This is a genomic window from Spirosoma oryzae (assembly GCF_003002825.1).
Classification (GTDB): domain Bacteria; phylum Bacteroidota; class Bacteroidia; order Cytophagales; family Spirosomataceae; genus Spirosoma; species Spirosoma oryzae.
Genome location: NZ_PVTE01000023.1, coordinates 23,250 through 47,696 on the forward strand (window position 1 = coordinate 23,250; position 24,447 = coordinate 47,696).

The following is a 24,447-nucleotide window of genomic DNA, read 5'->3' on the forward strand; positions in this document are numbered from 1 at the left end:
TTGAAAGCCTTTACTGACAGGTTATATGTAGCGTAACCAGACCTGTTCCGGGTGCGCAATTTTATAGCGTCCATACCAGCGACACAAGGGGTACAACGACGCAACGACACCAAGCCAGATCAGGTAGACGACGGGCAACGACACACCAAAGCCCGGTGGCCGACCGAAGCTCAGCGTCCCGATTACGAGCGAATAGCCCTGCGCATAGACCAGCCCAATCATAATCAGCTTGATCAGATACCAGTGTATCAGGTAATAAACCATCGGCACCGTGCCGTACACGCGGAGCACGCGGGTCAGTCCATTATCGACGCCATCGGTCCAGGCCAGCAGCAGCGCCATCAGTCCCAGCATCAGCAATGTGTACAGCAGTGAGGGCGGGTATTTACTGACATTCAGAAACGACAGCACCGTAAACAAGCCCGTCCGCTGCGCCGACCAGTGTGCCACATCGCCGTACTGATTGATAAAGCGCAACCCGACAAACAGGGCGAGACTCACCAGCCCCCCTATGCATAACCACCGCCGTCGGTCAATCAGCGGTCGACCAAACAGCATACCGCTGGCGTAACCCACCAGCATGATACCCAGCCACGGCACGAGCGGGTAGGCAACCAGCAGGGTAAACGACGGGCTGGGAAACAGCTGAAGCCTGAACAGCAACGCCCAGATCACCTGCCCGACGGGACTGGCAACCGGCGGGACAAGTAACAGCAGGTCGTGCGTAAAAACGATCAGTATACCCAGCGTACCTACCCATCGAACAGGCAACCGAGCCAGCAACGACAGCAGCACCAGTCCACCACCAATCGCGTAGATCACCTGGATTAGCATCGTCCGAAACTGAATGTCCGTCCAGAAAGCGAAGTTGATCAGCGTGAGTTCCAGCCCGATCAGCACCAGCCCCCGACGAAGCAGAAACTGGCGCGTCTGCGCTGTTGACCCACCCTGCTGCCGCCGTTTTTGCAGCGACAGATACGCCGACGTTCCCGACAGAAACACGAATGTCGGCGCGCACAGATGCGTGATCCAGCGGGTCAGGAAGATCGGAGCCGTTGTCGTGTTCAGGTCGGTCGGGTCCTGGGTCTGGGCGGGCAGGTGCAGCAGATCACGGACATGGTCGAGGGCCATAATCACCATGACCAGCCCCCGCACCGTATCAATGGCGAGAATACGCTCGGCGAGAACACGCTCGTTGAATGTAGTCGTAATTTTCATCGTTTAAACCGCTCTTTCATATGCCAGGCGAAGGCTTCCGGTCTTGGGTAATGTATCTCACCGAACGGCAAGCGTATCGGCTGACCATGAAACTGGCTAAGGTTGTAAGGACTGCTTATCGCATCGGCCAGAGCCGGTGAGACACGTACCTGAAATTGCTCATCAACACCAATCATTCCCCGATCGAAAGCGGTATGCAGCGTTGGACAGAGCGCAATTCCGTTGGTAACCTTATCATTACCGGAAACGCTGATCGGTACAATGTGGCAGGCTTCCACCAACGACAACCCATCTGTCGAAATCACGTTCATACCTGAAATGGCGCAAGTGAAACCATATACTTTCGGAACAAGTTTTTTGAATAGTCCACCGCGCACGAAACGTGTTTCCTCATCGTCAGTCAACGGTATTCCCTGCCGGTAAGGCATTTCTCGTTCGTTCAACAAGTATGTTTCCAGCTCACGCACATAGCTACGTCCTGCCTGTTTTACCTGCTCGTACGCCGTTTTGGTCACTGGAAAGTACGTATCGAGGATGGTAAATTTCAGTTGCTGACGGGCATCAGCATGGGTCAATAAGTCAAACAGGTCATCCGCAAAATAGGCATAGTCGAGCCGATCGTTCAGCGTCTGAACGCTTCGAATGTATGTATCCAGTAAGAACCCCGCCTTCGGCTTCAAAAACCAGAACCCTTCATTTTTCAAGTAAAAGAACGGTTGTGTGAAGTCGTCCTTATTAGCTACGGTTACCAGCAGGCCAAAATTTTCTTTAAACGAAGCGACCAGTTCGGGGGTAATTACGACACGATTCTCCGTGATTTCATTACGCTCAATCAACTCAATAAGCGTTAACAGAAAAACTGGTTTGTGCGGTGCCTTACCATACTGCGTCCCCCCCTGCCGCAATTTGCTAAATCGGCGACGGTATGCTGCTAGCTGCCGTTGGTAGAAAATAGGGGTCATAGGCGGTAGAGACACATGGTATGATTTTCCAACTATGTCGAGGCCAGGTTCACGTCACTATGGTCGGCAACAATATACTTACCTTTGCTTTCCTAAACTCGCTCATACGTATGAATCGATTACCGGCGCTGGGGCTTCTCCTGGCCGTGTTTACGCTGTCGCCAGTCGTGGCGCAGACATCCCCGACGACGACGACACAAAAAGCTACTTACACCAATCCGTTACCCGTCGAATTCGGCGATCCCTACGTCCTTCACACGCAGGGCACCTACTATATGTATGGCACGGGGGGCGGGGCGAAACAGGGCTTTGCCGCTTATTCATCGAAAGACATGGTCCACTGGAAACCGGAAGGGCAGGTCTATTTCCACGACAATAAAAACGGCTGGAGCGACCCGAAAGCCAAGTGGGACGGGGCCTACTGGGCACCCGAAGTCTACGAAGTGAAGGGTAAATACTACCTCTTCTACAGCGCCCAATGGCGCGTGAACCCCACCAACGAAGTCGAAAACTTCCGCATCGGGGTGGCCATCGCCGACAAACCGACCGGCCCGTTCGTCGACCTGACCAACAAACCGCTTTTCGACCCCGGTTACCCCGTTATCGACGCCAACGTATTCACAGACAGCAACGGTAAGATGTATCTGTATTATTCCCGCTGCTGCTACAAACATGCTGTCGACAGTGAGGTGGCCCGGATGGCCCGCCAGAAAGGCTGGTATCAGGAGATCGAAGAAAGCTGGGTGTACGGCGTCGAGCTGAAGCCCGACTTTTCGGGCGTGATCGGCAAGCCGGTGCTGGTACTGCGTCCACCCGTCAAGCTGGGCGACAAACAGGCGGAGTGGGAAAGTCGGTCGGTAACGGCCCGCGAAGTCAACCGACGCTGGACGGAAGGCTCTGTGACGTTCAAGAAAGATAACCTGTATTATATCATGTACTCGGCCAATCATTTCGGCGGGCAGTATTACGCCATCGGGTATGCCACGGCAACCTCCCCGCTGGGACCGTTCCGCAAAGCGGCTAACAACCCGATTCTGGAAAAGAACAGCGACAAAGGCGGCTCGGTAACGGGTACGGGTCATAACAGCGTTACGTACTCCCCCGACGGCAGGGAAATGTTCTGCGTCTACCACGGCCGGACCGCCAAAACCGGTGACGAGCGGGTCGTTTTCATCGACCGGATGCACGTAAAAGACGGACGAATTACGATCGACGGGCCAACCACATCGCCCCAGAAATTACCCTCGGGCGTACAGGCCAAGGGCAACACCCGCTGATACGAACGGATTAAGTCCACCGCCCCCAACAGATCACAAAAGCCCGTTGCCATGCGTCGACCGCACGGCAACGGGCTTTTTAGCGGCATACCGGGTCAACAAATCGGCTACCTAGTGGCAGATGGCTACATTTTTTCTATTTTTAGAATTCATCTACCCCTAAATCCCCTGAAGGGGACTTTTCTTACGCTTGGACAAAGTCCCCTTCAGGGGATTTAGGGGTCTTCAACCAGCACCCAACCAATACAACCAGTAACTCTATGAAAAAACAACTCCTCGTCACAGCGCTGCTTCTCCCGGCGCTATCCATTACCCAGCCTAGTGCGGCCCAAACCAAAAAAGCGATTAAAGCCGCGTCGGCTACCACGACCGACAGCGACAAGCAAGCCATCCTGACCGATCTGAATAAGCGGTTCCCGGAATACGCGGGTATTTCCAAGCAGATCTGGGATTTCGCCGAGCTGGGGTATCAGGAAGAGAAAAGTGCGGCTTTGCTGGAAGAACAGTTGCGCAAAGAAGGCTTCGACGTAAAGACGGGCGTCGCCGGTATTCCCACGGCCTTCGTCGCGACATACGGCTCGGGCAAGCCGGTCATCGGTATTTTGGGCGAATACGACGCCCTGCCCGGTCTGGCCACCGAAGCCAAACCCGACTTCACGCCCATTGCCGGGCAGAAAGGCGGGCACGGCTGTGGCCACAACCTGTTCGGCACCGCATCGGTAGCCGCAGCCACGGAAATTAAAGACTGGCTCAAACGGTCGGGGCACAGCGGCACGATCAAGATTTACGGTTGCCCCGCAGAAGAAGGCGGTTCGGGTAAGGTGTACATGGTACGCGAGGGGCTGTTCGACGGCGTCGACGCCGTACTGCACTGGCACCCCGGCGATAAAAACGCGGCTGATGCCGGAACGTCGCTGGCCAACAAAAACGCCAAGTTCCGCTTTCGGGGCATTGCCGCCCACGCAGCCGCGTCGCCCGAGCGGGGTCGGTCGGCACTCGACGGTGTCGAAGCGATGGATTACATGGTCAACCTGATGCGCGAACATATTCCGCAGGACACGCGCATTCACTATGTCATCACCAAAGGCGGGGAAGCACCCAACGTGGTACCGGCCTTCGCCGAAGTGTATTACTACGCCCGCCACAAAGACCGCGACATTCTGCAAAGTGTCTGGAAGCGCATCGAGAACGCAGCTGAAGGAGCCGCCAAAGGAACCGGCACGAAAGTCGAGTGGGAAATTCTGGGCGGTGTCTTCAACCTGTTGCCCAACGTTACCCTGGCCGAAGTGATGCATCAGAACCTGAAAACGGTGGGTGGCGTGCAGTATAATGCCGAAGAAACGGCCTTCGCCAAACAGATCAGCACGACCTTCGACAAGAAAGTACCCATCGAAGAAGCCGCTACGGTGAAAGACTTCCGGGATGCGTCGGAAAGCGCGACGAGTGGCGGATCGACCGACGTTGGCGACGTAAGCTGGACCGTTCCCACCGTAGGCTTGTCGACAGCGACCTGGGTGCCGGGTTCGTCGGCCCACAGCTGGCAGTCGACGGCCGCCAGTGGTATGGGCATCGGTCAGAAAGGAATGCTGGTTGCGGCCAAAACCCTCGCCCTGACGGCGCTCGACCTCTACAAAAACCCCGCACTGATCGAAAAAGCGCGCGCCGAATGGCAGCAGAAACGCGGGGCCGACTTCAAATACGAAGCCCTGCTCGGCAACCGCAAGCCCGCGCTGGATTATCGGAAATGATTGATTTGTTGAGTGACTGAATGATTGAATCAGCAAGCTGGTAAAGTGCTTACTGCGTCGGTTTGGGCAAACTCCCTACCTTTGCAGAAATCCATTTTGACTGATTGAGTGATAGAATGATTGACTGAAAGTTTCCTGGACTGGCTTATTCAATCATTCTATCACTCAATCAGTCTATCATTAAGAACTCATGCTTCGTTCCAAAACCTGCGGAGAACTCCGCCTTTCCGACGCTAACACCACCGTTACCCTGGCCGGGTGGGTACAGACCATCCGCGACAAAGGGGGGGTACTCTGGATCGACCTGCGCGACCGCTACGGTATCACGCAGCTGCTGCTCGAAGACGGGCAGACAGCACCAGAACTCTTCACGACAGCCCGTTCGCTGGGTCGCGAATTCGTGGTGCAGGCAACCGGTACGGTGATCGAACGGAAGTCGAAAAATCCGAACATTCCGACCGGCGATATCGAGTTGAAAGTGACGGAGCTTACCGTACTGAATCCCGCCAAACTGCCGCCCTTCCTGATCGATGATGATACCGACGGGGGCGACGATCTGCGGATGAAGTACCGCTACCTCGACCTGCGCCGGAACCCCGTCCGCCGGAACCTGGAATTGCGGCACCGCATGGCGCAGCAAACCCGGATTTATATGGATGGGCAGGGGTTCATCGAAGTCGAAACGCCGGTACTGATCAAATCGACGCCCGAAGGTGCGCGTGACTTTGTGGTCCCCAGCCGCATGAATCCCGGCGAATTCTACGCCCTGCCCCAGTCACCACAGACGTTCAAGCAATTACTGATGGTATCGGGCTTCGACCGGTACTACCAGATTGTCAAGTGTTTCCGCGACGAAGATCTGCGCGCTGACCGGCAGCCGGAATTTACGCAGATCGACTGTGAGATGTCGTTTGTGGAGCAGGAAGACGTGCTGAACATGTTTGAAGGGCTGGTACGCCATCTGTTCAAGAACGTGAAAGGCATCGACCTGCCCGAGGTACCGCGCATGACCTACGCCGACGCCATGAAGTTCTACGGCTCCGACAAGCCCGATACCCGCTTCGACATGAAGTTTGTGGAACTGAAAGGTACCTTCGACACGGTCGACCTGACGTCGGGTAAAGGCTTTGGCGTATTCGATTCGGCCGAACTAGTCGTCGGAATCAACGTACCTGGCTGTGCCCACTACACCCGCAAACAAATCGACGAGCTGACCGATTGGGTGAAACGCCCGCAAATCGGCGCGAAGGGCCTGATCTACGTTCGCTACAACGAAGATCGCGACGGCGAACCGGGCACGCTCAAATCGTCGGTCGACAAGTTTTATTCGGAAGAAGACCTGCAAAAGTGGGCGGTACAGTTTAAGGCCAAACCCGGCGATCTGATGCTCATTATTTCGGGGGATTCTGCCAAAGCCCGCAAGCAGTTGAACGAGTTGCGGCTCGAAATGGGTACGCGTCTGGGCCTGCGCGACCCGAACGTGTTCAGCACGCTCTGGGTGCTCGACTTCCCGCTGCTGGAATACGGTGAAGAAGAGAACCGCTGGTTCGCTATGCACCATCCTTTCACCTCGCCCAAGCCCGAAGATATCCCACTGCTCGACAACGAGGAGATGCTCGGCATGGTACGGGCCAACGCGTACGATCTGGTTATCAACGGGACGGAAGTGGGCGGTGGCTCGATCCGGATTTTCAACCGCGATCTACAGGCCCGCATGTTCAGCCTGCTTGGCTTCTCCGACGAAGAAGCTAAAGCGCAGTTTGGCTTCCTGATGGATGCGTTCGAGTATGGTGCACCTCCACACGGTGGACTAGCCTTCGGTTTCGACCGGCTTTGCTCGCTGTTCGGCGGTTCCGATTCCATTCGCGACTTCATCGCCTTCCCGAAAAACAACTCGGGCCGCGACGTGATGATCGACTCGCCCTCGACAATTGCCGACAAGCAACTCGACGAGCTGAAAATAGCGACTACTGCGCCTACCAAATAAGTATACGTTAGGCAGGATTTTTGTAAAGAACCCCTTAGGTATTAGCATACTCGCTATGCTAATACCTAAGGGGTTCTCGTTTTACGACTACCTTTACCTACCGTTTAATAAACATTAAACGGTACTCCTACTGCTTTATCCTACTGCTGAATGATTTTCCGTGTCGTGTGGCTTACGCTACTACTGGCGGGCCTGTGCTCGTTTTCTGTTTCCGCACAACTGACCATCACCAGTCCGGTGACCCGCATGGTCTTCCAGCGCAATCAGGCCAATCAGGCCAGTATACTCGTCACCGGCACAGCACCTGCCACAGCCACCACCATCGATGCCCGGTTTGTGCCCTTATCCACTGGGCAGGGTTCCGTAACCGCCTGGACAAGCTTGTCGCTCCTGTCGGGATCGCGCGTGTTTCGAGGCTTCGTAACTGTTCCGGCGGGCTGGTACCGGCTTGACGTCAGAGCCGTCACGAATGGATCAGTTGTCGCGCAAACGTCTGTCAACCGGGTTGGTGTGGGGGAAGTATTTGTTGTAGCGGGTCAATCCAACGCGGTGGGCGGCTTCGAACGGGAACCCGGTGCTACCGACGATCGGGTCTCCTGCGTCGATATTCGGCAAATCAACCGTATCGAAGAACACCTATATCCGTTGCAGTTTAGTCACGCCAGTGCCGGTAGCAACATCGGTCCCAGCCAGCCACCGCACATCTGGGCTCGGCTGGGGGATAAACTGGTCAGTCGGCTCAACGTACCGGTGCTGTTTCTGGGAGCAGCCCAACCGGGTACGTCAAGTACGCAATGGCTACAGTCAGCCATTGGTACGTCAGGGGATCTTTTTCCTTATCAGCGGCTAGGCAGCGTGTTGCGAAGTTACGTTGCCCGGACGGGTATGCGGGCGGTGCTGTGGCATCAGGGCGAAGGCGACATCGGTTCAGCGGAAGCGACGTATTTTGCCAACATGAAGGCTATTATCGGCAAAAGCCGGGCGCAGGTAGCCTTCAATCAATTGGCCTGGCTCGTGTCGCGGGTGTCGTACACGCAGGGTGCGACCAACCCCGGTGTTATTTCAGCGCAGAACCGACTCGCCAGCGAAGTCAACGATGTCTTCAACGGTCCCGCCACCGATGATCTCACCGGTTCCGACAACCGACTGGGCGATAACGTACATTTAGCCGGTAATGGGCTTGTTCGCTTCATTGACCGCTGGGACCAGAGCCTAAACACTGATTTCTTCACACGCTCAACCCCTTATACACCCGCCAATGCATCGTCGTTAGTAACGAGTGGTTATCCACTTTCCCTCGTCAACCGCCCCGGCGATGTGCTGTTGGCCCCATCTTTCCGCACCGCCCCTACCGACTCCGGTAATCAGTACTACCTTCAACTGGTCAATACCGGCACCAATACGGTCGTCTCTGAATCAGCCCGTGGGCTAACCGATCCTCTGTCTTTTACGTTACCAGCCAGCCTGAACGGTAGTTATCAATTACGTACAGTGGCAACCGCGCCGGCCCTGACCGGTACATTGAGCGAGCCGTTTACCGTTAGCCCGTCCGCACCCGGCAATGCCTACGATACCCCTACCCCGGCCATCGTGCAGGGCGGTACACTTGATTCAGCTATTATCCGAATCGGGTATCGCTACGAAACAGACAGCCACGGCTTTTTTGCCATGATCCAGGCCAATACACCGGTCGAAACCCGGATGCAGCGGCTTGATGGTGGCCCGTTTTCCGATACAGACTGGCGAACGGCGCCTTCTGCCAGTCAGGCACCTGACTACCCCGAATTCATTGATTTCAACTATGTACGCAGTTACCCACCTGTAGCAATGGCGGTTGGGGGTGTCGAGCCGGGCCGTTATCGGTTGTCGATACGCAAGCAGGGGAGTACGGGCGATGGTATCTGGTTTGAAACGACATTGCTGTACGGCCGGACCACGCTGTATCAGGGTTCCGAACCGGTGACTGCCGTACCGCCCGTCCTGACCCTGACCGATCCGGTTCCGAATGTTTGTCCCGGTGATGCGTTCAGCGTCGGTTTCACCCGGACCGAAAGCGCCGTTGACGCCACGAATTTGTATACGGTGCAATTGTCTGATACCAACGGCTCATTTACGAACCCAACGGCAATTGGCAGTGGCACGAGTAGCCCAATCTCGGTCACGCTACCCGCGACGACCAGTCCCGGCGACATCCGGCGAATCCGACTGGTAGCCAGCAGCCCGGCCGTTAGCAGCGCAGCCAGCGAAACGTTCGTTGTGTGTACCAACAGTACCAACCCGGCTGATCTGTCGATGACGATGCAGGTCGACACCCGCGTAGCAGCACTCAATAAACCCATAACCTGTACCCTATCCGTAATGAACGCTGGGCCGTCGACAGCGCGAAACGTTGTGCTTCAGAGTCGATTACCCGGCGGTCTGTCGTTCGTCGATGCCAAGAGCACCACGATCAGTTCAGCGAGTGGTGTGGTCACCATCAACGCCGGGCCGCTGTCGGCTGGTAGCCAGACAAATTACGTGTTCAGGTTGCAGGCTACGCAGCCCGGCAATTACGCCTTGGCCGCCCAGGTAACGGCCTGCCAGACACCCGACCCTGACAGCCAGCCCAACTCGGGCACCGGCGACGGACAGGACGATGCGGCCACGATTGACCTACGCACGACGCCGGGAAAAGATACCCTGTACACTTCCCCTAATCCGAATCAGGTACCACTGCCAACAGTGCAAGCCAACCAGCCCGCAACCAGTAGCAGTTCAGCCGACCTGAGCCTGATGCTAAGCCCCAGTCAACTGACCGTACCACCGAGTGGCACACTCAACGTTAGTCTGACAGTCAACAACCGGGGGGGAGCTAATGCGTCATCGGTCGGTGTGCAGGTACTCCTACCCAGTGGGTGGCAACTACTCAGCGGTAGTAGCCTGAGTCAGTCCGGACAGATCGTGTCGGGAACGATCGCGGGCGTTTCGTCGGCGGATTCTGCAACCGTCCGGTTCACGGTTCGGGTCAGCAGTGCGGGAACGCTACAGGCCCAGATCAGCAGTTCCTCGATCATCGATCCCGACAGTACGCCCGGCAATGGCTATACCAATGGCGAAGACGATACGGCCAGTCTGATGATTCGCCTAAAATGATAGAATATATCATTAACGCATGATTAAAATTACCTATTTTAGTAGGTTGATTTAGTATTGTCTGTACTCCACCGTTTCTTCTATGCTCCTTTTTACCCGGTTCGGGCTGCTCGTCAGCCTGCTTTTCGTGCTTTGCCAACCATTTAGTTCCGCCCAGGCCCCACCACAAGACACGCTCCGTTTTCTGCTGGAACAGGAACAGCAGCGCCTGAAAGACCCGGCTTTGGATCGGGTGCCGTACGAACGCCTGGAGGAAGCCCGCCAGCAAACACTAAAACGGTCGGCGAACAACGCAGCCCAGACCCAATCGGCCATTCCGAACGTTACGTGGCAGGAGCGCGGACCCTCGAATGACGGAGGACGCACACGGGCTATCCTGTTCAACCCCAGCGATGCCTCCCACAAAAAAGTGTGGGCAGGCAGCTTGATGGGTGGTCTGTGGTATACCAACGATATTACTGACCCCAAGGCGACCTGGACGCAGGTCAGCGAGTCGTGGGCCAACAGTACCATTACAGCACTGGCGGCTGACCCCAGCAATCCGCAAATCATGTATGCAGGAACCGGAGACAGATACGAATATCGATCGGGCGGGGGTATCTGGAAAACGACGGATGGTGGTGCCAACTGGAATCGCCTGACGGCAACCATACCAAATAGTTCATTATCTCCCACTGACCTGCCGCGCATCTTTGAGTATATCAGTCGACTAGCGGTTAACCAGTCAGGCCATGTTTTCGCGGCTACTCAATACGGTTTGATTCGCTCGACCGACGGTGGTTCCAGTTGGAGTAAAGTGCTGGCTCCCAACCAGGGCATCGGATTTGGCAGTGCTACGGGTAACACATACAACGACCGGGTTACGGATCTGGAGATTGGCTCGGACAACACCGTCTTTGTCGCCTTCGACCCCAGTCGGGTGTTTCGCTCGCTCAACGCCAACGCTCAGTCTTGGAAGGAAATTACACCGTCCAACACGGCCGGTAACCGTACCGAACTGGCCCTGTTTGCCGCATCGAGCGGTAGTTCGCAGACAATTTATGCGGTCGCACAGGCCTATACCTCATCCTATTCCAAAGACATTGGCTGGTTCAAACGAAGTTCAGATGGCGGTGACACCTGGTCAGACGTGACAATTCCAGCCGATGCCTACAGTACCTTTACCAGTGGCTCTGGCTGGTATGCGTTGAGTCTGGGAGTCCACCCTACCGACCCAAATCGGGTGTATGCAGGTGGCTATTATTGGTACCAGTCGACCGATGGGGGGAAGACATGGGGCAATCCGATTCTTTGGCCATCCGGGAAGCAGCACACCATACAGTTTCAACCGGGCAACAACACTGTCGCCGTCTTCAGTGGCGATGATGGCGTATCAGTATCGACAGACTTAACAACGGCAGCAAACCCGACGTTGGTCAGTCGGAATGCAGGCTACCGAGCGGCGGAAGTATCATCCGTCTCTCAACACCCAACACCTGGCAACCCCACTCTTCTGGCCAATACAGCGACTGCCACGTACCGGCAAAACACCGATGGCCTGTCGGATGGCAAACGCATTTTTTCGAGCCTGTCCGGTATGGGACTAACGTTTATTGACGACGACACTCCTAGCCTACAGTTGGTTAGCACGAGTAGTGGAGCCCTTTACCTGTTCGACAATCCATCCACAAACAACTCTACTTATTTAACGTACACAGGCTATAATTCCGCAGATTACGACAGCCAGTCTAACACGCTTTACACCTACATCTACACGAACGGCGGCTATTCGATCCGGCGGATGGCCGGTATTGGTTCCACAGTAACCACGACAGACCTTCCGCTAGCGGGACTCCAGTATGGCGCTACGTTCATCCGGCTTAGCAAAGATCGTAAGGCGCTGTTTGTAGGAACATACCCTGGAAAACTGTACAGAGTAACCAATATAGATCAATCGGCACTGACCATAACAGCCATCGATAACGGGGCTTTCCCTCAGTATAGCACGCCTTCGGCTATCGACATTGGGGCCGACGATAACGAGTTGATCGTTACCCTGTCGAATTATGGTGCACAGTCTGTCTGGTACACCCGCGACGGCGGACAAACCTGGATAGGTAAAGACCAGTCGAACTATGGCTTACCCGATATGCCGGTACGGTCGGTGTTGTTCAACCCACAGAACCGCAAACAGGTATTGCTCGGTACCGAACTGGGTGTCTGGTCGACCAACGATATCACTGCCAGCAACCCCGGCTGGGAACCAACCAATAGTGGCATGGGGATGATACGGGTCAATCAGCTGCGGGTTCGGCCGTCCGACAACCGCATCACGGCAGCCACGGCTGGCCGGGGTGTGTTCAGCAGTGATGCGCTGGCCATCCCCTATTCCGTACCTTCTATCACGCTAAACAGCGTATCGAGCACTAAACTCTGTGCGGGCAGTCAGATAACCGTCTCATTTTCAGTTAGTAGACCAGCCTTCAACGCGAACAACCGATTTGATGTGTACGTATCTGACGCTACCGGGAACTTCGCCAATCAGACGCGCATCGGCAGTAGTACCAACACGGTCGTTACAGCCACCCTGCCAACTGAATACGATCGCTTACCCTACGGCACTGGTTATCGTATCCGAGTTGTGTCGATCAGTCCGGAAGTATACAGTAATTCCAGTGAGCCTATTGCCATCGGTGATCTTTACCAAACTCGTATTTATGATCGGGTATCCGCTGCGGGTTATACCTATAATAGTTCAGCTATTTGTCTGGGCAGTCGGGTCACGATCAGCGCCCAGGGGCTTAACTCACAAGACGCTTCAACGCCAATCGAGTCGATTCAGTGGAAACGCAATGGCAGCCCAATCAGCGGAGCTACCACGTTGACCTATCAGGCCCAGCAAGAAGGCCAATACACCGCCACGATGCAACAGGCGGGTTGTTCGATAACCAGCAGCAGCTACATGCTGTATTCCAGCACTCAGCTAGCAGGCTCTATTCAATCGCCTACGGGCGGAGCACCTGTGTGTACGGGGCAAACTATCCCCGCGATATGTACCTATGCCAGCGACAACGCGACGTTTCAATGGAGCCGCGACGGCAGTATCATCAGCGGAGCTACCAGCTACACACTGGGCGTCAGTCAGACAGGTACCTATCAGTGCCAGATTACTGATGAAAACTGTACTTCCAGCCCCAACACGCTAAGCATTAGTTTTCAGTTCGGAGCCGCGCTGACAGCGTCGATACGGTCTATCCGGGGCGATACGCTGCTATGCACCGGTGCGAATCAGTACGTAGCTATGGCCTGGATGGATGATGGCGTTTTTGCGCGTCAATCGCCCTATTACTCGTATCAGTGGTATCGGGATAATGTAGCAATTACAGGTGCCACCAGCAGTTATTATTTTGCGTTTTCACCAGGACTATACACGTTGAACGTTAAACAGGGGACATGCTCGACCCGTAGTAATGGCCTTGCCATAAAAACGGTGGCGTCCCTTCCTCCTACTATCTCGACAAATGGCAATCCGATGCTCTGCACCGGTGAGACACGAACCTTAAACGCTACTCCCTATGGGAATAACTATCAGTGGCAACGAGATGGCGTCGATATAGCCGGAGCAACTTATGCCTACTACGATGCATCGGTATCCGGCAACTACACTGCTCGAATTACGAATAGCAGTTGCCCAACTACATCAGCTCCGCTTTCACTCACATTCAGTAACACGATTCAACCCAAAATCACCACCGACCCACAATACAGTCCGGGCTGCCGGTCCGTATTGTTGAGTCAGCCACCTGCCCCGTCGGGTACAGACTACCAATACCAGTGGCTGTTGAACGGCTCTCCCCTACCCGGTAATACCTTTCCGCAACTGACCGTCACGAGAGCGGGCTTATACGCGCTTCAACTGACAAAAGGTGCCTGCTCCGGCACGTCGAATCCCGTATCCGTTGTCTTCGGCACACCATTCGCTCAGCCGGTCAAGCCGGTCATTCAACGAGATAAAGCCACTGCTCTGTGCGCCAATGGGGCCACTCGCCTGATCTGTAACGCCTACGCCACTCTTCAGTGGAAACGTAACGGTCAGGCGCTTGCCAGCACGGGCAGCACGTTCTTTGCGACCCAATCGGGCCTATACACAGTAGTGGCAACCGACAATAATGGTTGTTCGGCAGAATCCGACCCTGTTGACATCCGTATCGGCGAGCCGACGACGGCACAGCTACTAGGCTACAGCCGTATAGGTGCTGGCCAATCGGCACAGCTGTCGGTAGTCCTGAGCGGCCCGGCCCCCTGGTCATTCGCGCTTACCGATGGGCTGACGGTTCAGAATACATATCAGAACCCGCACATACTCACTGTATCCCCGACAACGACGACATCGTACCGGTTGTCCCACGTCACGAATAGCTGTGGGTACGGAACGGTACTTGGCAACCCGACTGCGGTATTCGTAAGCAGTGGCAGTGCCGACGTATCTCTGCAAACCCGTGTTAGTAACCGGACGCCGAATGTGGGGGATGAAGTTGAATACGCACTGGTGCTGACCAACGACGGGCCGCAGGACGCAGCGGGCGTAGAAGTGACCAGTCGACTGCCGGCGGGCCTGGCATTTGTCAGTGCGACGGCGGGTTCACTCACCATGACCGACACGTTGTTGCGGGGTAACGTAGGCACCATCAGCGCAGGCAGTACGGAGGAACTGCGCTACAAAGCGCGGGTAACCCGATCTGGTGTCTTTGTAACAGCAGCGCAGGTGTCCGACAGTCAGACACCTGATCCCGATAGCCAGCCCAACTCGGGTACCGGCGACGGGCAGGACGATGCAGCTACGGTTGATTTACGCACCACCAACGGCAGCAGTGACCTCATGGTATCGGACAATCCAGGCCAGACACCATTACCCAGCGTAGCTGGCAACCAACCCATCGCCGACCCGCTTACGGCTGACCTGAGTCTTGCACTCTACACCGATACGAGTTTGCCGCAACCGGGCGATGTCATTACTGTGCGGGCTGTGGTCAGCAACCGGGGCGGTTCGACGGCTACGTCAGTAGCGGTTCAAACAAAACTGCCCGACGGCTGGACAGTAGCCAATACCGACAATGTAGCCAACAGTCAGAACGGAGCCAGTACGGTGTATGCCAACGAGGTGCCAGCGGGTCGTTCGGCTACGTTGCTTCTTATCGTGAAGGTAGGTAGCAGCGGAGGTATCGTTCAGTCGCAGATCGCCAGCGTGGTCGAGAAAGATCCCGACAGTACGCCCGGCAATGGCTATACCAATGGCGAAGACGATACGGCCAGTCTGATGATTCGAACGCGCTGATACAATTGGTAATAGGGCGGTCAGCGCGGGAACTGGTTTCGGGCCGCGTCGACCAGGCGACCGAAGTCCGCTATGAGCCTGTGTAACTCCGTTTTCAATTGATTCCCATGTTTTTCGGCATCCGCTTTCAACTGCGCCCGATTCGCTCTACCTGATCCGGGAACGATCAGTAAGCTGGAGACAAAGCCAGTAATCAGTCCGGCAAGAAAACGTTTCATGAGTCGCGGTTTTGAGCTGGTGAATGGAGTAATACCAGCTAAACCATAAAGCCATCGTTCTGTTTACGAATGACTTATCCATAGGCGCGCGTTTCAATTCCGAGTATGACTGCCCGGAATTGAAACGCGCGCTTTTATAATGACCAGCCTATTTTCAGCCTTCAGTCAGTTGCTGCGCTTGTTTGCCGATAGCAACCAGCAGCTTGTCATACGGTCTGCTGAATTTATCGATCCCCTCGTCTTCCAGTTGCTGCGTCAGCGCGGGCAGATCCAGCCTGTCAAAAATGTCAACGGCTCGCCATACACACCTAACAGTCAATCGATTACATAATATTTTGCCGCGTACGTTGTTTGCCCGCGTCTTCGTTGACCAGACAGCGGAGTTCACCGCAGCCATCACCTGACTCACCACAATCCGATGGGTGCTTACAACACAATCAGCCCAGCCAGCGTACTACCGGTAAAGGCACTTATTTCACGGCATGAAAGGACTTATTCGGCTGAGTTATCGGAAAGTGATCGACGCAACAGCGCAGCAGGCGTGGGACCGACTGGTATTCGACGACGCCTGGCAGGAATTTTACATGCAGGTGCAGTCGTTTAATCCCGATGGCCGCTACCAGTATTTCTGGGAACTCCTCGCCAACGTACCCACCGCCAACAAACTACATTACCTGACCAGTCGGGCCATTCTGGGCTACCTGCAACAACTCAACGACCGCATTCCCGACGTCACGAACGCGCAGCAGCAGGCCAGCCTACCCTTCACCCAGTTTACGTTCGAGATTCTGGCGGCACAGCTTGCGCAGAAAGAGACGTTTCGCATCGCCATTTTCTTTTACAGTGACGTGCTTACTTGGATCGATACCATCGGTGATCAGTTATTGCTAGCGTACGGCGATCAGCAAGCGGCCATCCGGCAGGGACAAGCCATTACTACCGATCTGATTCCGTTGCAGCCCGAATTAGCAATCTGGTCGTACCAACCTGTTATTCCCGCCAATGCATGATGGACACACAGACACAAGCGCGGATTTACCTGGCCGACCAGCGGGGCTACACGCAAACACCCTTTCTCCGCAGCGTTCACACATTCAATTTTGGCACCTACCAGCAGGAGAGTCGGCAGCCGTTTGGGGCGTTGCAGTTGCTCAACGACGACAGCCTAATTGCCGGTGCCAGTCTGTCGCTTACCGTAGAGCAACCAACCGACGTTCTCCTGTTGCCGCTCATCGGCGGACTCGAATATACCAGCGAGCAAGCCTCGGGCTTTCTCGAATCGGGGCAGGCGGGGGTACTGTCGTTGATGCCCGGCCAATCTTATGCCGTTAGCAACCCATATCCGACTGAAACGATCAACCTGCTGCAAATCTGGCTAACACAACCAGTGAATTGTTCAGCAATGGGCTTCGCCGAAACGACCTTTGATCTAAGCCAGAAAAATGGTCTGCATAGCTGTTTGCCGGAGTCAGCGGGTTCGCCACAGCAGGTCTTCATTGGTCGGTACGATGGGCGGGCCGAAGGCACGCTGAAGACAGCGCCGGGGCAGCGCGTGTTTGTCTTCGTGGTACAGGGCGTTTTCGAAGTTCAGAATCGGCTGCTGCACGAACGTGACGGCTTGTCGTTGAGCAACGTTCAACACGAAATGATTGATTTCGAGGCACTCTCTAACGACGCAATTCTGCTGCTGATTCGGTTTTAAACACAGAGGCACAGAGCAAAACCACGGAGAAAACGGAGAGCTATCAATCTGTCTCTGTTTTCTCTGTGCGAATCCTCCGTGCCTCTGTGTTTAAAATACGACTACTTCGCGGTCCAGGTGTTATCGGCGGGGGTGGCGTCCATGAAGATACCGCCGGTCAGCTTCACCGATTGCAGCTTCTGGGTGATCGGCAGTTTCACCACCGCCTGCTTCTGATTGGCCTGCCAGATGGCGGGTGTCTGGTGAACAGTCTGCGTCGTACCGTCAGCGAATGTCAGTACCACGTCGACCGGCGCTACGTAGCCACCCACGTTGTCAATAGTCAGCGTAGCCTGTTTCGCAGTCGTCACGACGGGTTGCAGGGCAAAATCGATATAGTTGTTCGAAAAATACCAGTTGTTCCAGAACCAGTTCAGGTCACGACCCGCGCCGGCGTTGAAGCTGAAAAACATATCCCAGGGCGTAGGGTGTTTGCCATTCCAGCGCTCCATGAACGTGTGTAGCCCCTTGCGGAACAGGTCGTCGCCCAGCATGTCTTTCAGGGCCAGATAACCCAGCGCGGCCTTGCCGTATTCGTTGTTTCCCATAGCCGCACCACTCAGCACATTGGTCGGCGTGATGATCGGCAGATCCTCCTCAGCCGATGGGTCGCGAATCCAGCCGTTAACCCGGAAGCCCTGAAACAGTTGCACCGCTTTGTCTTTACCCAGGTCGGCCTGCCCGATCAGGTGTTCGAGCGCGGTTGCCCAGCCTTCGTCCATAAAACCGTAGCGCGTTTCGTTGATACCCATGTAGAACGGAAACCAGGTATGCGCAATCTCGTGTTCGGCGACGAAGCGCGAAAAGTTCAGGTCTTGGGTAGTGGCGTCGTTGACCATCATCGGGTATTCCATATCGGCAAACCCCTGCACGACGGTTGTCTTCGCATACGGATACGGCACGCCGGGCCAGTTGTTGGAGAACCAGTCGAGCGCGTGTTGCCCGAAGCCGACCATCTGATGAAAGTCAGCCGCGTTGTCCAGAAAGGCTGCCTGTACGCCCGCCCGTCGGCCCGTCTTTTTGTCGACCACTACACTGGCCGCATCCCAGACATAGTGATCGCTGATGGCCAGGGCCATGTCGGGTACGTTCGTGGCACGCCAACGCCAGCTATTCGTCGCCTGACTGGCCGTAACAGCACCCGTTTTCAGCTCATCCGCCGTGGCAATATGAACCAGCGAATCGCTCGTCATCGACCGGGTCAGCCGCTGCACGTAGGTCGGCTGTAACACCTCCCCGGCGTTTTGCAGATCCCCCGTCGACCAGACGATGTAGTTTTTCGGCACCCGAACTGTCAGGTCGTAGTCGTTGAAATCGCTGTAAAACTCCTGCGCATCAGTGAAGGGCATGCGGTCCCAGCCGTAGTAATCGTCATACACCGCGATTCGTGGGTAGAAGTACGCCAGAAAGAACGTGGTCGAATCGAGCATCCCTTCCCGACCGCTTTCTTTCGACAACTCGTAGTGCCAGTCGATGCTTAGTTTCACCGAATCGCGGGGCAGCAACGGCTTACTCAATACCATCCGCTGATTGACGTCGGTGTTGCTCGGCCATTTCTTCTCCGCCTGATTTTCCGTGTAGCGGTCGATAGTCACGCCCGACGTTAAGTAGTCTTCGCTAACAGCTCCCTGCCGACCGGCACCCGGCCGGTGAATGTTCATGAACAATTTGACCGCCAGCGTTTTCAGCGTATCGGGACTGTTGTTGACGTACGTAATCTGCTCGGTACCGTTGATGGTCCGGCTGGGTGGTGTCGCGTTGATCGTGATGGTGTAGTGCGCGCGGTTCTGCCAGTAGCGGGGGCCGGGTTTCCCATCCATCGAACGGGTGCCCTTTTTGTAGGCCTGCTTGACGTTGCGGGGCATATACAGCGTCTGCGCCTGGGCAATGGTCAGCCCCAGCAGCAGTGCTAGTAATGGCGTGAGTTTCATTCCTGTAGTCAGTTTTCTGTTTACGGTTTCGGTAGTCAGTTGGTACACATGCTGACGAGTGGCGCAAAAGTATCGCAAAGAAAAAGTGAAGCCATTACTTTTATGATTAACGGCTGTCTGCCGTACCGCCTTACACTAGCCATCCCCATGAAGCAGTTACTCTTGGTTATCAACATATTGCTGGCCTGTCGAGCCGTAACGCTGGCCCAAACGACGTATTGCAATCCGATGGATATCAGCTATCGGTATAATTTCGAGCAACTGAATGAGCGGATCTCCTACCGCTCCGGGGCCGACCCGGTTATCATCAACCATAAGGGAGAATACTATCTCTTTGTCACGATTCAGGGCGGCTGGTGGCATTCAAAAGACCTGGCCAACTGGCGCTACGTCGTTCCTGACAAATGGCCGATGGAAGATATGTGTGCACCGGCAGCACTCTCCGTCCGTGATACGCTGTACTTGTTTCAAAGCACGTTTGAACAGCGTCCCATCTTTATCTCGACCCAGCCCGACAAAGGAAAGCTTACCTTTTACAATCGATGGCTACCCCGGCTCCCCAAAGACATCGGCCCCTGGGACCCGGCGCTGTTTCACGACGACGATACCGACAAATGGTACATGTACTGGGGCTCGTCGAACGTGTACCCGATTTTTGGCGCTGAACTCGACAAAAGCCGCAACCTGACGTACGCGGGCAATAATCCGGCCCAGGCTTACAAGGCGCTGTTCTGGCTCGATCCCTATCAGCACGGCTGGGAACGCTTCGGCCCCAACCATTCCGACCCCATCAAACCCTTTGTCGAAGGAGCCTGGATGACCAAACACAACGGCAAGTACTACCTGCAATACGGTGCGCCGGGCACGGAATACAACGTCTACGGCAATGGTACCTACGTCGGCAAAGACCCGCTGGGGCCGTTCGAGTACGCGCCGTATAACCCCATCGCCTACAAGCCGGGTGGCTTTGCGACGGGCACTGGGCACGGTAACACGTTTCAGGACAACTTCGGCAACTACTGGAATACGGGTACGACCTGGATCGGTGTCAACTGGGGAATGGAACGGCGCATTATGATGCACCCGGCCGGTTTCGACAAGGACGATCAACTGTTTGCCACGACGCGCTTCGGCGACTGGCCCCACCGCCTGCCAACGAAGAAATGGACCGACCGCGAAGAGCTGTTTACCGGCTGGATGCTGCTCAACTACAAAAAGCCCGTTACGGCTTCCTCGACACTGACGCCTACCGGTACCGACTCAATCCGGGTAGCGTTCGTCGCCGACGAAAACCCGCGCACGTTCTGGGTAGCCGCGCAGAACCGCCCCGGCGAAACGCTGACGACGGACCTCGGCACGCTCTGCGACGTGAAAGCCGTACAGGTCGACTACTTCGATTACAAACTCGCCATCTTCGACTCCGATTCGACGGTCTACACCCAATTCAAAATCCTGACGTCGCCCGATAACAAAACCTGGACCGTTGCCGCCGACCTCACCCGCGAATCGAAGCGGGACCGAGCCTGCGCCTATGTCGAATTCAAGCAGCCGCAACGGGCGCGCTATGTCCGCTACGAGCATGTCTACACAGCCGGGCAGCACCTGAGCATCAACGCCTTCCGCGTGTTCGGCAACGCAACTGGTAAAGCACCGGCTGTGCCAACGATGACAGCAAAGCGCCAGAAAGACCAGCGCAACGCCGACCTGACCTGGACGAAAGTACCGGGGGCCGTGGGCTATAACATCCGCTGGGGCATCGCACCCGACAAGCTCTACCAGACCTACCAGTTCTGGAATGACCAGCCCAGCGCATTCGAACTACGCGCCCTGAACGTTGGTGTCCCCTACTACTTTGCCATCGAATCCTTCAACGAAACCGGCGTGTCAGTCCTGAGCCCGGTTGTGAGCGCACTGCAATAACAATTTACATCATCAGTAGACGAAAACGTCTTTACAGGCAACACGCGTCCTGTGGAATATGCACTCGGCTTGCATCTACTGTACTAATTCATTGTCCTATGAAACGCATGCTCTGTTGGTTGGGAACTGCTACTCTTATCCTTATATCGTATGTCGGAGAAGCACAAACGCAGTGCTTGCCGTACGACTTATTTGTCGCACGAAAAGATTCATTGGATAATCAGTACGCGCCCGTCGACGATGTCCTAGACCCAGACCATCGTATACGCCCGATACGAGAAAACGGGGTTAGTTTCTTTAGTGAAATGAGTCCCACGGAGCGCATCGCGAAACAGGCAAACAGCAATTTCTACAAACAATTCGACAAGAATTTGCTGTCGTTAGGTTACCTACTGGGCAAACTGAACGGCATTGAACTGTTCGTTTACGTAAATGAGAAGGGACGCATCGATTATGCTTCGTATCGATTGGATAAACATATCCTTAATGGATTCGATCAGCAGCAAATCGATCAATCGTTTTGTCAGTTCTTTTCCGATTATGTATTTACTCAGACCAACAAAAAGCCCTATAGAATTTACAGTGGGCAAGTACTGGGGACTACACTAGTCGACAAGCAGGCTCGTATCAGGCGATTAACGCAAGAGAAAGTACCTCAACGCGGAGAAATCAGAACGCTCGCGGGTCTAGCTACGACACGGCCTGATACGGTAACCATCATTACACTTGAGCAATTAGCATTGACAAAAGCCCCACGAGCGCTGGTGCGATTCAAGAATATCCGACAACTCAATTTGAATGACAATGAATTGACGAAAGTGCCCCGGTTCGTTTTCCGTTCAAAAAAACTGTCTTCGATGAATCTGTCAGGTAATCGGTTAACTGCTTCAGCAATACGCTGTCCGCGTAATAAGCACATTGAGCGCATTAATCTCCAGTTCAATCAGCTTACCCAGTTGCCTAAACGACTACCAAGAAACCGCCATCTGCTAAGTCTTTGGCTGGGCCATAACAATTTGTCTGCGGGGCTTGATGCGCGCATACTACGTCGCTTGAAAACAATAACAGACCTGAACCTCTACAATACCAAACTAACGAGTTTACCCGCTACCATTGGTCAATTAACGCAGCTAGAGACGCTTGACGTTTACTACAATCAGTTACACGAACTTCCGCGTGAAATCGGTAAAAACCTTGCATTGAAACAGCTTGCGCTCTCTTATAATCGACTGGACAGTCTGCCGGATGAAATCAGAAAGCTAACCCAATTAGAAGCTTTGTATGTTCGTAAAAATTTGCTGGCTAAGCTGCCAGTTCACATCGATGAATTGAAAACCCTTCACACATTAGATATTAGTCATAATGCGATAAGTGAACTCCCCAACTCGATTGTTAATTTATCAATCAATACCTTACAGAACCTGAATATCAGCCAAAACAGATTAGCACATCTCCCTACAGGTCTGTTCAAAACAAATCGATTAAAACAGCTTGATATCAGTGACAACCCGGCTACCAATAAACAAAAACTGACTAAACTACTACCGCTAATTCGTGAAGCAGAAGCTAAGCATGTCACCGTACGGTATTGAGTAAGAGTATTACCGTCAACTGTTATTGATACGCCGATCGACAGCAAATCACTTGTAACAAGTGCCTCCCGGCGGTAAGACGCAAATCCCGCGTCTCTACAAGTTTGGTATATTTGTCGAATGCCTACGCCTATTCCCCGCGACCGTCGACTGCTGCACATCTATGCCATCATTTTTATCGACGTGGTGGTCGGCTCGGCGGTTGGGCCAATTCTGCCGACCTTTGTGAAGCAAATGGAGCGACCGCAGGTGTGGCTGGCACTGGGCACGGCCCTGTTTCTGGGTATGCAATTGTTTTCGGCTCCGCTGCTCGGCAAACTCTCCGATGGCTATGGCCGGCGACCCATTTTTATCGTTTCGGCGACGGGTACGTTTATCGCCAATACCCTGCTGATACCCGTCCGGCTGGGGGCGTTACTGGCCAACCGGTTCAGCGACGGTCTCACCAACGGCATGTACGCGACAGTTCGCTCGGCCATCACCGACATCTCACCCAAAGAAGAACTGTTTCGTAACCTCGGTATCGAAGGTGCCATTCTGTCGCTGGGCTTCGTGATCGGACCGGGCGTATCAGGACTGCTGCTGACGGCATTCGACGTGGTAGAAGGCGAGCAGGCACGGGTCGTGGTCATCATGGGCGTATTGCTGTCGCTGGTTAACGTCGTACTCAGCTGGACCCTGCGCGAGACGCATGCCAACCCGCCCGGCGTGACAGTAGCCGCCCTCAAAACCGAACTCGTGCAGGCACTCAATGTCGCCACCCTATGGGCGCGCCTACGGACAAAAGACAAACAGCATAACGGGCTGAAAACGCTGGTACTCATGCAACTGGCGCTTACCTTCAGCACCGGCTATTATAACTACTTCGTCACATTCGTTAGTTTCGGTGCCCTTCAGCTCGACGCGAAAGGCATCTCCTACTTCTTCATGTATTTCGGTGCGCTGAGCGTTGTAATCAGTTACGTATTCTACACCTACTTCGCCGACCGCATCAATCAGCAGCAGGCCATTATCTGGCTGGCGGCCTTGGGCGTACCGGTGCTGATTGGTTACGGACTGGTCGGCACATCGCTGTTCTGGCTATACGCGCTGGTGACCATCGACTGCCTGACGCTTTCGCTTATCCAGGGACTCATCGAAGGCCTGATGGCGCAGCGAACGACTGATGTCGACCGGGGCGAAGTGTTCGGTATCAATCAGGCCATGCAGGGACTCGGCAGCATCGTGACGACACTGGTCTTCGGCCTACTGTCGCTGATCGACTTGCGGCTACCGTTTGCCTGGTTTGGTCTGTGTCTGGCCGTTGTCGCCTGGCTGGCGTGGCAACGCGATGAAGTCAGTAATCCATCGGATACTCAGCCGGTTGCCTAACGAGTAAGCTGTTTACCAATATCGCTTTTTGACCAG

Annotated in this window: 15 protein-coding genes; 11 read left to right on the forward strand and 4 right to left on the reverse strand. The window is 54.8% G+C overall.

Annotated features, from left to right (window positions below; all coding sequences use genetic code 11):
* Nucleotides 1-21 precede the first annotated feature (21 nt).
* Both CLV58_RS21515 and CLV58_RS21520 read right to left on the reverse strand, forming a co-directional pair.
* Nucleotides 22-1,218 (reverse strand): acetyltransferase domain-containing protein, encoded by a 1,197-nt coding sequence (locus tag CLV58_RS21515; protein ID WP_106139902.1) that lies wholly within the window; start codon nucleotides 1,216-1,218, stop codon nucleotides 22-24.
* On the reverse strand, nucleotides 1,215-2,180 hold the full coding sequence (locus CLV58_RS21520; protein ID WP_106139903.1) for an HNH endonuclease: 966 nt from the start codon (nucleotides 2,178-2,180) through the stop codon (nucleotides 1,215-1,217). The genes CLV58_RS21515 and CLV58_RS21520 overlap by 4 nt, the downstream gene beginning before the upstream one ends.
* Nucleotides 2,181-2,290: 110 nt before the next feature.
* Between CLV58_RS21520 and CLV58_RS21525 the strand changes: the two genes are divergently transcribed.
* The 5 genes from CLV58_RS21525 (at nucleotide 2,291) to CLV58_RS21545 (ending at nucleotide 15,638) form a co-directional block, all read left to right on the forward strand.
* Nucleotides 2,291-3,457 carry a glycoside hydrolase family 43 protein gene (locus tag CLV58_RS21525; protein WP_106139904.1) on the forward strand — a complete coding sequence of 389 codons (1,167 nt, stop codon included), beginning with the start codon at nucleotides 2,291-2,293 and terminating at the stop codon, nucleotides 3,455-3,457.
* A 260-nt stretch (nucleotides 3,458-3,717) separates the two neighbouring features.
* Nucleotides 3,718-5,205 carry an amidohydrolase gene (locus tag CLV58_RS21530; protein ID WP_106139905.1) on the forward strand — a complete coding sequence of 496 codons (1,488 nt, stop codon included), beginning with the start codon at nucleotides 3,718-3,720 and terminating at the stop codon, nucleotides 5,203-5,205.
* A 190-nt stretch (nucleotides 5,206-5,395) separates the two neighbouring features.
* Nucleotides 5,396-7,192 (forward strand): aspartate--tRNA ligase, encoded by a 1,797-nt coding sequence (gene aspS, locus CLV58_RS21535; RefSeq protein WP_106139906.1) that lies wholly within the window; start codon nucleotides 5,396-5,398, stop codon nucleotides 7,190-7,192.
* Between the two features lie 150 nt (nucleotides 7,193-7,342).
* Nucleotides 7,343-10,324 carry a sialate O-acetylesterase gene (locus CLV58_RS21540; RefSeq protein WP_106139907.1) on the forward strand — a complete coding sequence of 994 codons (2,982 nt, stop codon included), beginning with the start codon at nucleotides 7,343-7,345 and terminating at the stop codon, nucleotides 10,322-10,324.
* Between the two features lie 82 nt (nucleotides 10,325-10,406).
* Nucleotides 10,407-15,638 (forward strand): DUF11 domain-containing protein, encoded by a 5,232-nt coding sequence (locus CLV58_RS21545; RefSeq protein WP_106139908.1) that lies wholly within the window; start codon nucleotides 10,407-10,409, stop codon nucleotides 15,636-15,638.
* A gap of 20 nt (nucleotides 15,639-15,658) precedes the next feature.
* Here the strand turns inward: CLV58_RS21545 and CLV58_RS21550 are convergent, their stop codons facing one another.
* A complete protein-coding gene (locus tag CLV58_RS21550) occupies nucleotides 15,659-15,856 on the reverse strand; it encodes a YtxH domain-containing protein (RefSeq protein WP_106139909.1) in 198 nt (65 codons plus the stop codon).
* Between the two features lie 139 nt (nucleotides 15,857-15,995).
* Here CLV58_RS21550 and CLV58_RS21555 point away from each other — a divergent pair, with 139 nt between their 5' ends.
* From CLV58_RS21555 to CLV58_RS21565, 3 genes are all read left to right on the forward strand, one after another.
* Nucleotides 15,996-16,187, forward strand: a complete 192-nt coding sequence (locus CLV58_RS21555) for a hypothetical protein (RefSeq protein ID WP_106139910.1) — start codon at nucleotides 15,996-15,998, stop codon at nucleotides 16,185-16,187.
* A 151-nt stretch (nucleotides 16,188-16,338) separates the two neighbouring features.
* Nucleotides 16,339-16,866 (forward strand): hypothetical protein, encoded by a 528-nt coding sequence (locus CLV58_RS21560; protein ID WP_106139911.1) that lies wholly within the window; start codon nucleotides 16,339-16,341, stop codon nucleotides 16,864-16,866.
* Nucleotides 16,863-17,558, forward strand: coding sequence for a pirin family protein (locus tag CLV58_RS21565; protein WP_342748938.1), 696 nt, complete (start codon nucleotides 16,863-16,865; stop codon nucleotides 17,556-17,558). The genes CLV58_RS21560 and CLV58_RS21565 overlap by 4 nt, the downstream gene beginning before the upstream one ends.
* A gap of 101 nt (nucleotides 17,559-17,659) precedes the next feature.
* On the opposite strand, the gene CLV58_RS21570 is transcribed toward CLV58_RS21565, so the two are convergent.
* Entirely contained in the window at nucleotides 17,660-19,528 is a 1,869-nt protein-coding gene (locus CLV58_RS21570) for a M1 family metallopeptidase (protein ID WP_106139913.1), read from the reverse strand.
* Nucleotides 19,529-19,675: 147 nt separating this feature from the next.
* Here CLV58_RS21570 and CLV58_RS21575 point away from each other — a divergent pair, with 147 nt between their 5' ends.
* The 3 genes from CLV58_RS21575 (at nucleotide 19,676) to CLV58_RS21585 (ending at nucleotide 24,411) form a co-directional block, all read left to right on the forward strand.
* Complete coding sequence (locus CLV58_RS21575; protein ID WP_106139957.1) at nucleotides 19,676-21,448, forward strand: family 43 glycosylhydrolase; 1,773 nt, start codon at nucleotides 19,676-19,678, stop codon at nucleotides 21,446-21,448.
* Between the two features lie 98 nt (nucleotides 21,449-21,546).
* The gene (locus CLV58_RS21580; protein ID WP_106139914.1) at nucleotides 21,547-23,040 is read left to right on the forward strand and encodes a leucine-rich repeat domain-containing protein; all 1,494 of its coding nucleotides are present in this window, start codon (nucleotides 21,547-21,549) and stop codon (nucleotides 23,038-23,040) included.
* A gap of 120 nt (nucleotides 23,041-23,160) precedes the next feature.
* A complete protein-coding gene (locus CLV58_RS21585; protein WP_245882410.1) occupies nucleotides 23,161-24,411 on the forward strand; it encodes an MFS transporter in 1,251 nt (416 codons plus the stop codon).
* Nucleotides 24,412-24,447 lie beyond the last annotated feature (36 nt).

Bases quoted from the DNA above. Each gene is read 5' to 3' on its own strand.
- CLV58_RS21515 (WP_106139902.1), bottom strand. From the start codon at position 1,218: ATGAAAATTACGACTACATTCAACGAGCGTGTTCTCGCCGAGCGTATT.
- CLV58_RS21520 (WP_106139903.1), bottom strand. From the start codon at position 2,180: ATGACCCCTATTTTCTACCAACGGCAGCTAGCAGCATACCGTCGCCGA.
- CLV58_RS21525 (WP_106139904.1), top strand. From the start codon at position 2,291: ATGAATCGATTACCGGCGCTGGGGCTTCTCCTGGCCGTGTTTACGCTG.
- CLV58_RS21530 (WP_106139905.1), top strand. From the start codon at position 3,718: ATGAAAAAACAACTCCTCGTCACAGCGCTGCTTCTCCCGGCGCTATCC.
- aspS (WP_106139906.1), top strand. From the start codon at position 5,396: ATGCTTCGTTCCAAAACCTGCGGAGAACTCCGCCTTTCCGACGCTAAC.
- CLV58_RS21540 (WP_106139907.1), top strand. From the start codon at position 7,343: ATGATTTTCCGTGTCGTGTGGCTTACGCTACTACTGGCGGGCCTGTGC.
- CLV58_RS21545 (WP_106139908.1), top strand. From the start codon at position 10,407: ATGCTCCTTTTTACCCGGTTCGGGCTGCTCGTCAGCCTGCTTTTCGTG.
- CLV58_RS21550 (WP_106139909.1), bottom strand. From the start codon at position 15,856: ATGAAACGTTTTCTTGCCGGACTGATTACTGGCTTTGTCTCCAGCTTA.
- CLV58_RS21555 (WP_106139910.1), top strand. From the start codon at position 15,996: ATGACCAGCCTATTTTCAGCCTTCAGTCAGTTGCTGCGCTTGTTTGCC.
- CLV58_RS21560 (WP_106139911.1), top strand. From the start codon at position 16,339: ATGAAAGGACTTATTCGGCTGAGTTATCGGAAAGTGATCGACGCAACA.
- CLV58_RS21565 (WP_342748938.1), top strand. From the start codon at position 16,863: ATGATGGACACACAGACACAAGCGCGGATTTACCTGGCCGACCAGCGG.
- CLV58_RS21570 (WP_106139913.1), bottom strand. From the start codon at position 19,528: ATGAAACTCACGCCATTACTAGCACTGCTGCTGGGGCTGACCATTGCC.
- CLV58_RS21575 (WP_106139957.1), top strand. From the start codon at position 19,676: ATGAAGCAGTTACTCTTGGTTATCAACATATTGCTGGCCTGTCGAGCC.
- CLV58_RS21580 (WP_106139914.1), top strand. From the start codon at position 21,547: ATGAAACGCATGCTCTGTTGGTTGGGAACTGCTACTCTTATCCTTATA.
- CLV58_RS21585 (WP_245882410.1), top strand. From the start codon at position 23,161: ATGCCTACGCCTATTCCCCGCGACCGTCGACTGCTGCACATCTATGCC.